Source organism: Sphingopyxis sp., from assembly GCF_016463645.1.
Taxonomy (GTDB): domain Bacteria; phylum Pseudomonadota; class Alphaproteobacteria; order Sphingomonadales; family Sphingomonadaceae; genus Sphingopyxis.
This window is the reverse complement of sequence record NZ_JAEMQX010000041.1, coordinates 1-15668: the sequence shown is the minus strand read 5'-3', so window position 1 is coordinate 15668 and position 15668 is coordinate 1. Positions and strand designations below refer to the sequence as shown.

The window sequence follows — 15668 nt, the reverse complement described above, 5'->3', positions numbered from 1 at the left end:
TTGTCCGATGTTGACGCCGCGCTGACCGCACGGCGGCGCTGCCGGGTTGGCCGGCCACGGACAGCGTGTCGTTCGGCGCACGGCTATGGGACCGCTCGGCCGTCGCGCAAGCCGGGCGATGCCCGGCTCCTTCACTTCGTTGCAGCCCTTCGGGTGCGCGTCGTCCTTTGGCGCGGTCCCGTCGCCTTTTCTCGCCGCCCGCCCCGCCGTCCGGGGCCGGGTGTGGTTGAAGAGAAGGAAGAACGTCATGAAGCTGGATTTCATCGATCTGGGCAATCTGTCCATCGCCGCCGCCAACATGCGCGGGAAGGGGAAAGATCCCGACGTCGCAGACCTTATGCCGAGCATCCGCGCGCGCGGGGTGCTGGTTCCGCTGCTCGTGAGGCCCAATTGTTCGGAAGGCCATTACGAGATCGTCGCGGGGCGTCGGCGTTTTACCGCCGTGGGCGCCGTCGCGCGTGAGGGCGGGGCGGTGAAGCCTATCCCTTGCGCCATTCTCGACGAAGGTGACGATGCCGACGCGCTCGAAGCGTCGATGCTCGAAAATCTCGCGCGGGTGCAGCCCGACGAGGTCAGCCAGTGGGAAGCGTTCGTCGCGCTCGTCAAGGCGGGGCGCAGTGTCGAGGAGGTCGCCGACAGCTTCGGGTTCGAGCCGCGTACGGTGAAGCGCATTCTCGCGCTCGGCAATCTTCTGCCGCGCATCCGCACCCTCTATCGCAGCGGCCAGATCGACGCGGGAACGGTTCGCCATCTGACCCTCGCTTCCAAGAGCCAGCAGAAAGCGTGGCTGGCGTTGTTCGACGACGAGGGCGCCTATTGCCCGACCGGCCATCAGCTGAAATCATGGTTGTTCGGAGGCACGGCTATCGCGGTGAAGCACGCGTTGTTCGATGCCGAGGAAGCGAAGCTCGCTGTCGTGTCGGACCTGTTCGGCGATGACAGCTTCTTTGCCGATGCCGATGCCTTCTGGTCGGCGCAGATGGCAGCCATCGAGGCGCGTAAGGCGGCTTATCTCGAAGCAGGTTGGTCCGATGTCGTCATCATGGCGCGCGGCGACTGGTTCCGGTCGTGGGATTATGCCCATGCGGGCAAGCGCAAGGGCGGCCGCATCTATGTCGAGGTCCGCGAGAGCGGCGAGGTGAGCTTCCACGAAGGCTTTGCCACCACCAAGGAAGCGAAGCGGCTTTCCGGCGGCAGCGGGAGCGGGGAGGATGATACCGTGATCACCAAGCCCGTTCGTCCGGAAGTGTCGGGTCCGCTCAATGCCTATATCGACCTTCATCGCCATGCGGCGGTGCGGGCCGATCTGGCGGGGCATGGCGGGGTGGCCTTGCGGGCGATGCTCGCGCATGTCATCGCGGGGGCCGACCTCTGGCGCGTCGATGTCGAGGGCCAGCGGGCGCCGAAGGAAGATATTGCGGAGAGCGTCGAAACCTGTTCCGCAGAGGCGGCCTTTGACCGCAAGCGCCGCGCGGTGCTTGGCGTTCTCGGATTCGACGAGGAAGCGCCGACCGTCACCGGAAGGCCGATGAACCGTCCCCCTTTTGCCCCGCTGTTCGCGCGGCTTCTCGATCTTCCCGATCCGGTGGTGCTGGAGATCGTGGCGATCGTCATGGGCGAGACGCTGCAGGCGGGAAGCGAGGCCGTGGAGATGATCGGCCTCCATCTCGGCACCGACATGCGCCAGCATTGGTCGGCGGACGCGGCCTTCTTCGACCAGCTTCGCGACCGCGAAGTCCTGCTCGCAATCGTCGGCGAGGTCGCTGGATCGGAGGTCGCGGCAGCGAACGCCGGTGAGAAGGGCAAGGCCTTGAAGGCTATCGTCTCGGACTGCCTTGAAGGCACGAACGGTCGGGCGAAGGCCGAACCGTGGATTCCGAAGTGGATGGCCTTTCCGCCTTCGGCCTATACCTCGCGCGGTAGGGTCGGCAGCGTGAAGTCGGCTGCAAGCGTCCGGCATGAATTGGCGGCCAGCGCCGAGGGGGAGGTTGCGGAAACCCAAGAGGGCGATAGCGAGGAAAATCCGCCCCTCGCAGCTTGATGGATAGGGCGGGCGGCTTTGGTCGCCCGCTCATTTTTCGCGCGGGGCAATTGACGCGCCGGTCTCGACCGGCGCGGCGTTGTTCGTCCGGCGCGCGCCGCTGCCGCAAGCGGCATCGGCGCGCAGGTCTGCCGAATTATTTGGAAAATATGGGGCGGTGCGAACTTTCCCCCCTCCCACCGCCCCGACGAAAAAGCATCGAAGATGCCTCGCCCCTGGCCACCGGAGAATGGGTCGCGGGTCGCAAACGGCCCGACTCCGGCAGCAGGTATGCCCGTCCTATCTGGTCGTGCCGGATTGCATAGCCGGAATTTTTTCGGGCCTTCGGAATGCGCCAGCCTGCGACAGCGGCGCGCCCATTTCTTAACCCGTGATCGGCACTCTATTCCGCCCTGAACTGGCCCAAGTCAGTCAGTGCGGCGTACATGCACCGAGCTCGGTCGTGGATCGACGGGCGCGGATCGCGGGTCCCGTAGGTGCTACGAAATCCTCGCGCTCCGTTCGGCGACGCCAAGCTTCCTCGTCTCGTCATCAACACAGGACCATTCCCGGCGACGGGCGAGTTGACCTGAACCGGCGCGGCGGCCCGAAAAAGTGCGGCGGCGCGACTATTTCCCCGCCGGCTGTGCCGGCTCCTCGCGGCCGCTTCGCTTTCAAATAATAGCGCCGCCGCACTCCTCCGCTTTGCTGCGGCCCTTGCGGGTTCGCGGGTCACCTCATGCGCCGGCCCCTGGTCCACCCATGCCGCAGGAATGGTCCCGCGGTGCATTTGAGGAGACGACCAATGGCAGCAATCGGCTTTGTGAACGGCACCATCGAACAGGGTTTCGTGGGCCAGCTGAAGACCCTCTCGATCCGCGCAGCGATCGAAATCCGCACCAACCGCTCGAAGGCGGGCGACGTCCAGCCCGACTACCGGGTCTATTCCGAGGGCGTCGAGATCGGTGCCGGCTGGATCCGCATCGGCCAGGTATCGCGCGAGCCCTATGTGTCGCTCAGCCTCGCGGCTCCCGAGTTCGGTCCGCGCCGCCTCTACGCGAACCTCGGCCGCGCCGCCGGGCAGGACGGCGAGGACGGCTACGCGCTCATCTGGAACCCGGTCGACTGAGGCGGGCTTCGACCCCGCGCCGCCTTGGCGGCGCGGGGCTTTGCCATGTTTGGCAGTTTAGTCTTCGTCCGGCGGCAGATCCTTGATCGTGAAGGTCATCGGATTGCGGAGCCAGATATTGACGTGGGACTCGCGCCACCCGCAGCAGCGCGCCGCGAGCTTGTGCTGGCGCGGGAAGGTGCCGGCATCGATCTTGCGGTAGAGCGTCGCGCGGCTGAGGCCCGTTCGGTCGAGGACCGTACCAAGGCGGAGGAAGCGGTCGGGTTGAAGAGTTGCCATGGGATTTTTCTCCATATCTTGGCGTGGGTTGTCCTCTCACTTCCCGAAGATTGATGCGCTCCCCGCTGTGGTCAATTGCATGAGACGGCCATTGGTCCCGGGACACCCCGTGGCGCCCCAGAGATGTACCCTGCCGCACCACATAGCACCCTGGGGCACGAATTGATCGAGGCGGAAAATTGACCTCGATTTGGTTCTTTCGCCGCCGATTTGGAGAAATGAGACCGTCTGGGACGGTCGCGTCCGAATCGAGCGCGCCGATTCGGTGCGCGCGCACTCGGTACCTTGAGGTGGCGATTTCCAGCGGTCGCCGCTTCGCGGCGGCGTTGTCCGACCGGCACGGCGGGAGCGGAGGTGGGCGTCACTCGCCTTAGCCCCGCCCGGCCGGGCCGCAACCCTGCGGGTCCGCCACTTCGTTCCGGTCCTTCGGATGCAGCCCGGCCGATCTCGCGGGTCTGCCGGCTCCTTCCTGCCGCCCACCTCCGCCCCCTTCCGGGCCGGGGTGCGGTGGCTGAAAGGAGAAGGGTCATGCGCAAAGAAAGGATTGAGCGGGCGAGCCTCTACACCGAGGTCACCAACCGGATCATCGCGGAGCTCGAAGAAGGGCGGCTGCCATGGGTGCAGCCTTGGGATAGCGCGGCATGCGGATGCTCGATGCCGCAAAATGCTGGAACGGCGCGCATATATAGCGGCATCAATGTGATGATCCTGTGGGCCGAGGGTATTGCCAATGGCTATGCGTCGCAGCGCTGGCTTACATATAGGCAGGCAGAGACAGCAGGCGGCAATGTGCCGCGCGGCGAGAAGGGCACCGTCGTCTGCTACGCTGACCGATTCACGCCCAAGGCCGAAGCCGAGGCGGCGCGCGGCGAGGATCGCGGGGCGCGGCAAGTGGCGTTCCTCAAACGCTTTGTCGTGTTCAACGTCAATCAGTGCGAGGGACTGCCGGAAGATTTTACCGCTCCGATGGTCGGCCCCGATCCGGTGCTTGCCATCGCCGAGGCCGACGCGCTGATTGCTGCGAGCGGCGCCGCGTTCAACTTCGGCGGCGGTGAAGCCTTCTACAGCCCTTCCCATGACTTTGTGCAGGTGCCGCCGCAGGCCGCTTTCCGCGAACCCATCAACTGGTATCGCACCGCGCTGCACGAGCTTGGCCACTGGACCGGCCATGCCAGCCGCTTGGATCGCGACCAGAAAGGCGGGTTCGGGTCGGAGGCCTATGCCAAGGAGGAACTTGTCGCCGAAATGGCGGCGGCGTTCACTTGCGCTTCGCTCGGCATCGCGCCCACGGTTCGACACGCTGACTATATTGCATCATGGCTTTCCGTGCTTCGGGGCGACGAGAAGGCGATTTTCCGCGCCGCCAGTCAGGCGAGCAAGGCGAGCGATTATCTTCTCACCATTGCGGGCGACCGGCAATGAGGCGCCGCGATCTGTCCACGGTGACCATCGAGGACGCCGAGCGCCGGATGGTGATTGCGCTCGGCAAGATGACCGCGCGGCAGAGCGATATCTTCCTGTCGATCCGCTTCGACAATACGCCCTATGATGAACTGGCGTTGCGCCACGGTATCATTGTTGACGAAGTCACACGCGACTTCGCCCGCGCGCTTGGCATGTGGTCGCGTTGCCTGCACGCGCGCTTCCCGCGCTTGGTCTGGCCATGGCTATAATTTGTGTTGCACCGGATGCCGCTTGCCATCCGGTCCAACGGCTTTCTAAGATCGGGCCTGATATGCGCAGCGACATCGATCATCTTCCCCCGCACAAACAGCGCGAACTGGAGCGTGTCGTGCAGATCATCTTCGAGGAGTTCGAGGATTCGACCGCGCGCGCAACGATGGATTGGAAGAAGAAGGGGCGCATCGCCAAGATTATCCTGTACGGCAGCTACGCTCGCGGCGGCTGGGTCGACGAACCGCACACGGCAAAGGGCTATCAGTCCGACTTTGATCTTCTCATCATCGTCAATGATCAGCGCCTTACCGACCGCGTCGAATATTGGTCGAAACTCGAGGACCATTTGAACCGAGAGTTCGGGGTGATGAAGACGCTGCACACGCCGGTAAACTTCATCGTCCACAGTAATGGTGAAGTGAACGAAGGGCTCGCGCGAGGTCGGTATTTCTTCATGGACATCGCGCGTGATGGAATCGCGCTTTATCAGGCGCACGACGAGGAGTTGTTGCCCGACCCAAAGCCCATGACGCCACATGAGGCGCTCGACATGGCGCGAGAGTATTTTGATGATTGGTTCCCCAGCGGCGCGGAGTTCATGCATCACTACCGCAGCGCCCTCAAAGCAGGCTGGCTTAACAACGCGGCGTTCCAGCTCCATCAAGCCACTGAAAGATATTATCATTGCGCTCTGTTAGTGCGAACCTTTTACACGCCCCATATCCACAATCTGGCTTTTCTAAGGACCCAGGCCGAAGGATTTGATCTGCGCCTCGTGGACGCTTGGCCGCGCGAAGCGAAAACGGACCGCAAGCGGTTCGAGAAGCTCAAACAGGCCTATGTGAAGGCGCGATATTCGAAGAGCTACAAGATCAACGAGGAGGAGTTGGCGTGGCTCGGCGAGCGCGTCGAAAAGCTTGCCTCAATTGTTGAAACGATATGCCATGAGCGCATCGCAGAACTCGAAAACACGGCGCGAGAAGCAGGATGAAGAGAGAAAATATGGAAGATACCGAAACGCTGGTCACGCTGACCGCCGACATTGTCGCCGCCCATGTCAGCAACAACAGCGTCGCCATATCCGACATCCCGCTCGTCATCCGTTCGGTGCACGAAGCGCTTACCGGTCTCGCGTCCGGCGCTGAACCCGAACCCGAGCCGCAGCAGCCTGCGGTGTCGGTGCGCGCATCGGTGAAGCCCGACTATATCGTCTGCCTCGAAGACGGCAAAAAGCTCAAGATGCTCCGCCGCCATTTGATGACGCATTTTGGCATGACGCCCGAAGACTATCGCGCCAAATGGAACCTGCCCAAGGACTATCCGATGGTCGCGCCCAACTATGCCGAAAAGCGCCGTGCGCTTGCGAAGCAGATCGGTCTAGGTACCAAGGGGCGCGGCGGCGGGCGCAAGCCTGCAGCGCGCGGCCGCGCGAAGTTGAAGTAGGCTTCTTATTGACCGCGATAGGGTTCGCACGCGATCCCGTCGTTGTCGGCATCAAGACCTTCCCGATAGCCCGGCTCGCCGCGATAGATTGGCGCTGATCCTGCCGCGCGCGCATCGTCGCACCGCCGCCAATGATCGCCCGCCTGCGGCGCGCGCTCGCGGGCAAGACCATTGGCGCCGCTGAACTCTTCAGCGGCGGCATAAAGCTGCGCGCGGCCATCCGATGTCGTGCCGACCGAGCCGACACCGACGATCGCGCCGAGCAGTCCGGCGCCCAAGAGTATGCTGGACGCCGAAGCCTTGCGCCGACTGCGCTGTCGAGGTTTCCAGTGCCGGGCCATAGGACAGACATAGCTGTGCGTGGTAAATGTTCGGTATCGCGACTGTCATGCCGGGGTGACTTCGAATGTTCGTTTGCCGCGACGACGCCAGAGCAGCAATTGCTGCTCGCGTCCTTCGCCGCGCAGCTTTGCGCCCGCCTCGACGAGAAGCCCGAGAATGACCGCGCGATCGTCGCCCGTGAGTTCGATCAGGTCGGCCTTGGCGACGAGACCGCCGAGCTCGATCAGCTGGCGCGTGCGTTCGCGGCGTTTCACCTGCCATTCCCGCGTGTCATGCCGCGCCCGCTTCGCCTGAAGGCGATTGCTCGCCTGCACTGTTCGCCGTGCCGCCGCCCGCGTTGCCGACAGCGCCTTTGCGAGCGCGGGCGCGACCGCCGCGAAAGAAGGCCGCGCCGCTTTTGCGCCACGCCTCCTTTCGCGAGGTTTCGGCACCGGCTGCGTCGAGCAGCGCGCCTGCTAGCTGCTCGATCGACAGCGCGCCAGCGCCGGTTGCTAACACCAGCTCGCCTAGCTGGCTCTGTTTCTTCAACTTCAGCGCCTTCGCCTTGTCGGTGAGCGCGTGGAGTTCGGCGTCGAAATCACGCGGTTTACGCATCGTCTGTCCTTCCATGTCCGAGGGTCGGACGAACCAGCTATGCCGAATCTCAAAACCCGGCAATACGCTGAAATCTAACGAGATGCTGTGATCCCGAGCGCGATGAAATCGTGTGAGGGCGCGGCCTATCGGTCGGCCGATCGCCTTCACGACGAGCGGCTCGGTCGCAGCCACGACTTCTCGAACAAGGCGGGGGTTGTGCACAGTGAGGTAATGCTGCCCGAGGGCGCCCCCGAGGAATGGCGCGACCGCGAGCAGCTCTGGAATGATGTCGAAGCCGCCGAGCTTCGCAAGGACGCGCAGCTGGCCCGTGAGATTGAGTTCGCGATCCCCCGCGAGATGACCGAGGCGCAGGGGATCGAGCTTGCGCGGGAATTTGTCGAACGCCAATTCGTCGATCGCGGCATGGTCGCCGACCTCAATGTCCATTGGGATATCGGCGCCGACGGACTCGCAAAGCCGCACGCGCATGTCATGCTGACGATGCGCGATATCCGCATTGGCGAGGATGGCAGCGCCGAGTTCGGGGCCAAAGTGCGCGACTGGAACCGGACCGAGCTTTTGACCCATTGGCGCGAAGCCTGGGCCGAGCATGTCAACGAGCGACTGGCCGCGCTCGATATCGATGCGCGTGTCGATCATAGGACTCTGGAAGCGCAGGGCATCGACCTCGAGCCGCAGCACAAGATCGGCCCGGCGGCGTCGCGCATGGTGGCGGAAGGGCTGGAAGCCGAGCGGCACGGCGAGCATCTCGAGATCGCCCGGACGAACGGCGACAAGATCATCGCCAATCCATCGATCGCGCTCGACGCGATCACGCACCGGCAGGCCACGTTCACGAACCGCGATCTTGCGATGTTCGTGCACCGGCACAGCGATGGCAGGGAGCAGTTCGATGCGGTGATGGGCGCGGTGAAAGCATCGCCCGAGCTGGTCGCGCTCGGCAAGGACGGCCGCGGCGAACACCGCTTCACATCGCGCAGCATGATCGACACCGAACAGCGCCTCGAACGCGCGACCGCGACGCTCGACGTGCGGCGCAATCATGCAGTGCCCGACCGCCAGCGCAACCGGGCGCTTGCGCTGGCCGCCGAACGGGGTCTCGACCTGTCGGTCGAACAGCGCGGCGCGCTCGAACATGTGACCAATTCGCGCGGGATCAGCAATGTCATCGGCTATGCCGGGACGGGTAAGAGCGCGATGCTCGGCGTCGCGCGCGAGGCGTGGGAAGCGGCGGGCTATCAGGTGCAAGGCGCGGCGCTCTCGGGGATCGCGGCCGAGGGTCTCGAACAGGGCTCGGGCATCGGCTCGCGCACGCTCGCCAGCCTCGAACATCAATGGGCCAACGATCGCGAGCGCCTGACCAACAAGCATATCCTCGTCATCGACGAAGCCGGGATGGTCGGGACCCGCCAGCTTGAACGCGTCGTGTCGGAAGCCGAGCGCCAGGGTGCGAAGGTGGTGCTGGTCGGCGATCCGCAACAGTTGCAAGCGATTGAGGCGGGCGCGGCATTTCGGTCTGTCGCCGAACGCCACGGCGCCGTCGAGATCATGGACATCCGCCGCCAGCAGGAGGACTGGCAGCGTCAGGCGACGCGCGAGCTCGCGACCGGCCGGACGGGCGAAGCGATCGGTCGCTATGCTGAGGCGGGCTTTGTGCACGCGACAGAGAGGCGCGAGGCGGCGCGGACCGAATTGGTCGATGCCTGGGAGCGCGACCGGCAGCAGCATCCTGATGCGAGCCGAATCATTCTGACCCACACCAACGACGAGGTGCGGGCGCTTAATGAGGAGGTGCGGGAGCGTCTGAAAACCGACGGGGCACTTGGCAGAGAGGTGGCGATCACCGTCGAACGCGGCGAGCGAATGTTCGCCGAGAATGACCGTGTGATGTTCCTGCGGAACGAGCGGAGCATCGGCGTGAAGAACGGCTCGCTCGGCACCGTGCAGAATGTCGACCGGATGCGAATGGCCGTGATGCTCGACGACGGGCGCAGCGTCGCGTTCGATCTGAAGGACTATGCCCATGTCGATCATGGCTATGCCGCCACGATCCACAAGGCGCAGGGCATGACGGTCGACCGGGTGCAGGTGCTCGCGACGCCGGGGGTAGACAGCCACTCGACCTATGTCGCGCTGTCCAGGCATCGCGAGCAGGTCTATGTGTACTACGGACGCGACGATTTTGCGAGCCAGTCCAAGCTTGTTCGCGCCGCATCGCGCGAGCGCGGCAAGGATATGGCGAGCGATTATCGTGCGCCCGTACCTGCGAAGGCGGCGGCGGAGCTAAAGCCTGGCATGTTCGACGGGCTGGACCTCTCCGTGTCGCGCAAAGATCCTGGGAAGATGGTGCCCGAGGTCAAGCGGGCAGTCGGGCTTGCGGATGTTCGCGTGAATGCGCGGTCGCTGGGTCCCGCAGCGGAGCAGTCGCCGCTTCATAAGGCGGTCGAGCGTTTTGCGCGCGTGACAAAGGAGATCGTCGACGTCCGGCGCGCCGGCGGCAAGGAGCTGCCGCACGAGATCGACGCCTATCGCAAGGCGCGAACCGAGCTGGATGCGTTGCGTCCCGGCGGCGCGAGCGATCTGCGCGAGGCGTTCGGGAAGAGCTATCAACTGACGAAGGACACGGCGGAGGGTCGGGCCGCGGGCGCGATCGCGGCGATGGACCGGCAGGAGGCAGCGCGCGCGGCCGAGCGCGTGGCGGCCGAACGCGCGGTGCGCGATCGTGCGCGGCTGGCGGTCCAGGCGAAGCAGCTCGCCGCCGAGACCGAGAAGCGTGCCGAACTGTTCGTCGCCTCATGGAAGAAAGAAAGCGCGCGGGCGAAAGACGCGCCGACCTATGCGGCACGGGATGCGGCCCGCGCCAACCTGACCGACATGGCGAAGAGCCTCCATCGCGATCCGCAGCTCGAGTCGCTGCTCCGAGACCGCCGCGCCGAACTGGGCCTGAAATCTCGTGCGACCGAAAGTTTGTCTCACGACCTCCAGCAATGGCTCGGCCGCTCGCGCGGAATAGGAATATCGATGTAGCCGAGAGCCATGACAGTAAAACGGACCAGCTCGCCCGCGCCCTCGAACAATGCCGCCGAAGCCTTCGACGAGCTGCGCAAGGAAGTATCCCTCCTGCACGCGGCGATTGAAGGGCTGACGGCCGCGAAGGACAAGCTGCCCGACTACTCGCCCACACTTCGTAAAATCGAAGCGCGCCTCGACAACATCGATCAGCACATCGAAAGCATCCGCGACAAGCCGGCGATGCGCTTGACGCCGCTGACCCTTGCGGCGGAAAGCCATGAAGCATCGCGATCCTATGGCGCCGAGGATCGCAAATCCGTCGCCGATGCCCGCGCGGAGCTGGCGCGGTCGCTCGGCCGCGTCGAGGGCATGATCAAGCGGAAGCGGTCGAACGCGGAGCAGGATTGGTGGGTGACTTGGGCGGGCGCCGGCGGATTGCTGTTGGGGGCGTTCTGGACGCTCATCGGCGTGGCGGCGTGGACCTAATAGGTAACCTCGCATTTCGACGGCAATGCGCCTGATATACGCCGTAAGCTCAGGGATTAGAGGATATCCAAAGCGGACGGTCGATCGCCCGTGAAGTGCGGTCGCCTCACCACCTTTTTTCTTCTCGGCGGAACGGAACAAGGTTCGTCGCGCGCCCATCGCGAGTAGAAGACTGAAACCGGCAATTGTCTTTTTAGGAAAACGGCTATAGAACGGCATGGCGATTTGGGGGCGATCGGTTTTCCTGTAATTTCAGGGCTTTGCCGTAGCAAAACAGCACGGAAGTTGGTCATGAAGTCAGTCGGCACAGCCGGAAGTGCGATTTATCCGTGACGACGGCCACCCATCTCATTGCCCTGCTCCAAAGCCATTTCGAAGGCGACGACGAGCAGTTCTACACGATCGCGATGCAGGCAGCAGCCAACGAGGCGCGGCGCGGGCATGGCAAGCTCGCCCAACAGCTTCGCGATCTCGTCGATGACGCGCGTGCGCGCGCAAAGGTGCCAGCCCGTGGCAAGGCCGTCCCGCTCGTGCAGCCTAAGGGCGAACTCGCGAACCTCGTCGCGGTCAAATATGTCGACACGCGCATGTCGAGCATGGTGCTGCCCGAGGATCTGCGCGATCGGCTGCAACGAGTCCTTGTCGAGCAGCGCCAGCAGCACCGGCTGCGCCAGCATGGGCTCAGGCCGCGCCGCAAGCTTCTCCTTATCGGTCCGCCGGGTGCCGGCAAGACGATGACCGCCGCGGCGATGGCCGGCGAACTCAAGATGCCGCTCTTCACCGTGTTGCTTGACGGACTGCTCACTAAGTTTCTCGGTGAGACCGCGTCTAAGCTGCGGACCGTCTTCTCGGCGATGACCGAGACGCGTGGCGTCTATTTCTTCGACGAATTTGACGCGATCGGCGCGCGGCGCAGCGAACGCAACGACGTCGGCGAAATCCGTCGGGTCCTCAACTCGTTCCTGCAATTTCTAGAGGAAGACGAGAGCGAAGGGCTGATCATCGCCGCGACGAACCACCCCGAACTCCTCGATCCAGCACTGTTTCGGCGCTTCGACGATGTGATCGAATATGCTCTACCGAGCGAGGACGTGGCCCGGGCTATTCTGAAAAGCCGCTTATCGACCTTCGACACTAAGGGGGTCGATTGGAAGCCGATCGTGACGGACGCTGCGGGACTCAGCCAAGCCGACCTTGCGCGTATCGCCGATGAAGCCGCGAAATATGCGCTGCTCGCCGATCGCGAGCGGATCGAGGCGGCCGATCTTCTGCAGGCAGTCGGTGAGCGCAAGGCTGCGGCGCGTCGATAACGATGGCTGACGAGCCCGCGCGGCCCCACTCGCATTTCTATCTTCCCGGCTCGGGCAAGTCGCTCGGCTACACCGCTTACTCTGCGGGCGGGGGCGGATCGGCGGTGCCGCCGCGTGACCGAGCTGCGCACGCGGCACAGCTGACCAAAGCACTTACCGACGTTGTCGTCGCCGGCGAGACGCTGATTGCGGCACGCGACCCGCTGGTTGCCGCTGGGACGCCGGGTTTCTACATCGAATTCCAGCTGCCCGCCGATCAGGCGGACATGGTCGACAAACTTGAGCGTAAGACAAAGAATTTTCCGATCGAACTCGTCACCGTTCAGCCCATGGACAATGATTTCGTCGCCGCCACCGTCTTCGTTCCGGAATCGCAGCGGAACTATTATCTCGGCAAGGTCCAAGCTTATCAGGCCGAGGATAATGTCCGCGAAAAGGTGCAGCCGGACGGCTCGGTGGTGCAGACCAGCAAGCCCAAGAACGAGCGCCTCGTCGCGTCGATCGAAACCGCCCGGCTGGCGGTCGCACGATCCTTCTACACCGATTCGGCGGAGCTTTTCCCCGTTGCCGGCGCCGCGGCCTGGTGGGAGGCTTGGCTGCGCAAGGGCACGCGCGAGCGCTTCGAGACTGCCGCCGGGATATTGAACGTCGCGGTGCGCGAGACGTGTCTCGAATTCGCCGAGCGCGATGTGGTAATCGTCCATGCGACGGCGGAGGACTTGGGCAGGATCATCGCCAATACCGATACGATCGCTGAACTTCGGATGGCGCGTGACACGCCGGGCTTCTTCATGGGACTCGACGGTGGCGAGCAGCACCTATGGTCGGCCGACCTCGTGGATCGCCTTGACCCATGCGAGGCCGATGCGCCGGCGGTCTGCCTTCTCGATTCCGGAACGACACTTGGCCACCAACTGATCGGTCCCCTGCTCAACGCGGCCGATCAGCAAGCATATGACGCTGGTTGGGCGGTCGAGGACCTCAGCGCGCTCGTTCATGGCGGGCATGGAACGCAGCTGTCCGGCATCGCCCTTTACGGCGATCTGACCGACATATTGGCGAGCGTGGGACCGATCACCGTTAAACATCGGCTCGAGTCAGTGAAAATCCTGCCCGACCATGGCGCCAACGATCCCGATCTTTATGGTGCGATCACCGCGCAGGCGATCTCGCGTGCTGAGATTGTGGCGCCAAACCGGCCGCGTGCGATTTGCCTCGCAATCACAAGTCCTGGCGATCACTGGCGCGGACGCCCGTCATCATGGTCGGCCCAGCTCGACGCGCTCGCTTTCGGCCGCGACGAAATCCCGCGCATCCTTACGGTCGCGGCGGGCAATATCCGTGAGCCGATCGTGGCCGCCGACTATCCCTCACGTAACGACCTCATGCCGATCGAGAGCCCGGCGCAGGCGTGGAACGCGCTCACCGTCGGCGCCTTCACCGAGAAATCGGTGATCGCCGATACCACCTATGCGGGCTGGAACGCGCTCGCCGGTGTCGGCGACCTCACCCCGCGCAGCCGCACCTCGGTCAGTTGGCATCGTGACTGGCCGCTAAAGCCCGACATCGTTTTCGAGGGCGGAAATATGGGTGTCGATCCCGCGTCGGGATTCGGCGATCATGTCGATGATCTGGCGCTGCTGACGACCTATCGCAATATCGCCGAACGGCCGTTCACGACGACCGGCGACACCAGCGCCGCCACCGCGCTCGCCGCAAGAATGGCGGCCCGCATCTTGGCCGAGCGCCCGACGCTGTGGCCTGAGACGGTGCGCGGCCTGATCGTTCATTCGGCCGAGTGGACTCCCGCGATGACCGGCTACCTCGGCGAAATCAACAAAGCGGGATTGCTGCGCCGCTATGGCTTCGGCGTACCGTCGCTCGCGCGCGCGATCGGTAGTCTCGACAATGACGTGACGATGGTCGTCGAAGACAGCCTGTCACCGTTTAAGATCGCGAACAGCAAGGCGGTGACTGACGAGCTGATGGTTCATGAGCTCGTCTGGCCCCGCGAGCGCCTGCTCGAGCTTGGCGGAACGGTTGTCCAGCTGCGGATAACACTGAGCTATTTTGTCGAGCCCAATCCCGGCGAACGCGGACAATCGCGCCGCCACAGTTACGCGAGCCACGGCTTGCGCTTCGCGCTGAAACCTGCGGACGAAAAACTCGATACATTCCTGCGCCGGATCACCTCGGAGGCCGGGACCCGCCCGCCTCCCCGGCAAGGAAGCGACGCCGGCTGGACCATCGGCCCGCAGCTTCGCCATCGGGGGTCGCTTCACGGGGATATTTGGGAGGGTACCGCCGCCGATCTCGCCGAGCGCAACAGCATCGTCATCGTTCCGACGGGTGGCTGGTGGCGCGAAAATCTTGCGCAGGAACGCGTCGGAGAACGCGTGCGCTATAGCCTAATTGCTACAATTCGCGCGGCTGAGGGTGTGGATCTCTATTCCGAAATCAGCGCCCAAATCGTACCCCAAGTTCCCACGGAAATCGCGATCGAAATTTGACCGCCTGATCGACCGGTCAGGGCTTTGAGTTTGTAGATGCTGCGTGACCGTTCGGAAACGCTATCGCACGAGAACGCCATGACACTTCAAGGGATGAAAGAACCGAAGACCGAGCAGGAGGCTAGCGCCACGTTACATCTGTTGGTGGACACTTGTGTTTGGCTGGATATTGCAAAAGACTATCGCCAGCGGGCAACGATTGGCGCTTTAGAGCAAATGATCGAAAGCAGCGCTGTAAAGCTATTGGTTCCGCAGCAGGTCCTCAACGAGTTTTCCCGAAATAAGGATCGGATCATCGCAGATGCCGGCAAAAGTCTGTCGAGCACGTTCCGACGGGTGAAGGAAGCATTGGCCGCTTTAGGCGGCCCGGATGACAGAAGCGCCACGCTGAGTCAGCTGGATGATGCTGATCATAAGATTTCGATCCTTGGCAGCGCTGTGAATGATTCGGTCGACAAGATCGAAGCCATGTTCGACGCGGCCACGATCCTCAGTACATCGGACTCGATTAAGCTCCGGGCGGTCGAGCGAGCGATCGCAAAGCGTGCGCCATTTCATAAAAGCAAAAATAGTGTCGGCGATGCCATCTTGATTGAACTCTATAGTGAGGTGCTCTCTGAGCTCCACGGCGAAGATGTTTTGGCGTTCGTCACCCACAACAAAAACGACTTCAGCAATCTCAGCGGCGACGAGCGACAGCCACATCCCGACATAGCGTCGCTGTTCGACGGCGAGAGTTCGATCTATTCCCTCAACCTTGCCGAGTTGCTTAATGATTTCGCGCCCGAATGGCTGGAGGAACTCAAGTTCTGAGGATCAGCGTGCAATAGGCACCCCCTTCGTGGGGTGATCGGCGTGCAAAA

General features: G+C 63.5%; 15 protein-coding genes. 11 read left to right on the top strand and 4 right to left on the bottom strand.

What is annotated here, in order from left to right; translation table 11 throughout:
* The first annotated feature begins 247 nt into the window (after positions 1-247).
* Positions 248-2041 carry a ParB/RepB/Spo0J family partition protein gene (locus tag JHC57_RS10705; protein WP_294029987.1) on the top strand — a complete coding sequence of 598 codons (1794 nt, stop codon included), beginning with the start codon at positions 248-250 and terminating at the stop codon, positions 2039-2041.
* Between the two features lie 784 nt (positions 2042-2825).
* Positions 2826-3149 carry a DUF736 family protein gene (locus JHC57_RS10700; RefSeq protein ID WP_294029986.1) on the top strand — a complete coding sequence of 108 codons (324 nt, stop codon included), beginning with the start codon at positions 2826-2828 and terminating at the stop codon, positions 3147-3149.
* Between the two features lie 57 nt (positions 3150-3206).
* Here the strand turns inward: JHC57_RS10700 and JHC57_RS10695 are convergent, their stop codons facing one another.
* Entirely contained in the window at positions 3207-3428 is a 222-nt protein-coding gene (locus JHC57_RS10695) for an AlpA family transcriptional regulator (protein WP_294029985.1), read from the bottom strand.
* A gap of 528 nt (positions 3429-3956) precedes the next feature.
* Between JHC57_RS10695 and JHC57_RS10690 the strand changes: the two genes are divergently transcribed.
* From JHC57_RS10690 to JHC57_RS10675, 4 genes are all read left to right on the top strand, one after another.
* Positions 3957-4850: a zincin-like metallopeptidase domain-containing protein gene (locus JHC57_RS10690; RefSeq protein ID WP_294029984.1), complete on the top strand. Its 894-nt coding sequence runs from the start codon at positions 3957-3959 to the stop codon at positions 4848-4850.
* Positions 4847-5101 carry a hypothetical protein gene (locus JHC57_RS10685; protein WP_294029983.1) on the top strand — a complete coding sequence of 85 codons (255 nt, stop codon included), beginning with the start codon at positions 4847-4849 and terminating at the stop codon, positions 5099-5101. The genes JHC57_RS10690 and JHC57_RS10685 overlap by 4 nt, the downstream gene beginning before the upstream one ends.
* A 62-nt stretch (positions 5102-5163) precedes the next feature.
* Positions 5164-6096: a HEPN domain-containing protein gene (locus JHC57_RS10680; protein WP_294029982.1), complete on the top strand. Its 933-nt coding sequence runs from the start codon at positions 5164-5166 to the stop codon at positions 6094-6096.
* Between the two features lie 11 nt (positions 6097-6107).
* Positions 6108-6548, top strand: coding sequence for a MucR family transcriptional regulator (locus JHC57_RS10675; protein ID WP_294029981.1), 441 nt, complete (start codon positions 6108-6110; stop codon positions 6546-6548).
* A gap of 5 nt (positions 6549-6553) precedes the next feature.
* On the opposite strand, the gene JHC57_RS10670 is transcribed toward JHC57_RS10675, so the two are convergent.
* From JHC57_RS10670 to traD, 3 genes are all read right to left on the bottom strand, one after another.
* The gene (locus JHC57_RS10670) at positions 6554-6826 is read right to left on the bottom strand and encodes an excalibur calcium-binding domain-containing protein (protein WP_294029980.1); all 273 of its coding nucleotides are present in this window, start codon (positions 6824-6826) and stop codon (positions 6554-6556) included.
* Between the two features lie 108 nt (positions 6827-6934).
* Positions 6935-7144, bottom strand: a complete 210-nt coding sequence (locus tag JHC57_RS10665; RefSeq protein WP_294029979.1) for a conjugal transfer protein TraD — start codon at positions 7142-7144, stop codon at positions 6935-6937.
* 16 nt (positions 7145-7160) lie between these two features.
* Positions 7161-7484, bottom strand: coding sequence for a conjugal transfer protein TraD (gene traD, locus JHC57_RS10660; RefSeq protein WP_294029978.1), 324 nt, complete (start codon positions 7482-7484; stop codon positions 7161-7163).
* A 102-nt stretch (positions 7485-7586) separates the two neighbouring features.
* On the opposite strand from traD, the gene traA reads away from it, so the two are divergent.
* From traA to JHC57_RS10635, 5 genes are all read left to right on the top strand, one after another.
* A complete protein-coding gene (gene traA, locus JHC57_RS10655; protein WP_294030005.1) occupies positions 7587-10514 on the top strand; it encodes a Ti-type conjugative transfer relaxase TraA in 2928 nt (975 codons plus the stop codon).
* A 9-nt stretch (positions 10515-10523) separates the two neighbouring features.
* Positions 10524-10985 (top strand): DUF6118 family protein, encoded by a 462-nt coding sequence (locus tag JHC57_RS10650; protein WP_294029977.1) that lies wholly within the window; start codon positions 10524-10526, stop codon positions 10983-10985.
* Positions 10986-11314: 329 nt separating this feature from the next.
* The gene (locus JHC57_RS10645; protein WP_294029976.1) at positions 11315-12295 is read left to right on the top strand and encodes an AAA family ATPase; all 981 of its coding nucleotides are present in this window, start codon (positions 11315-11317) and stop codon (positions 12293-12295) included.
* A gap of 2 nt (positions 12296-12297) precedes the next feature.
* Positions 12298-14805: a S8 family peptidase gene (locus JHC57_RS10640; RefSeq protein ID WP_294029975.1), complete on the top strand. Its 2508-nt coding sequence runs from the start codon at positions 12298-12300 to the stop codon at positions 14803-14805.
* A 36-nt stretch (positions 14806-14841) separates the two neighbouring features.
* The gene (locus JHC57_RS10635; protein ID WP_294029974.1) at positions 14842-15618 is read left to right on the top strand and encodes a PIN domain-containing protein; all 777 of its coding nucleotides are present in this window, start codon (positions 14842-14844) and stop codon (positions 15616-15618) included.
* Positions 15619-15668 lie beyond the last annotated feature (50 nt).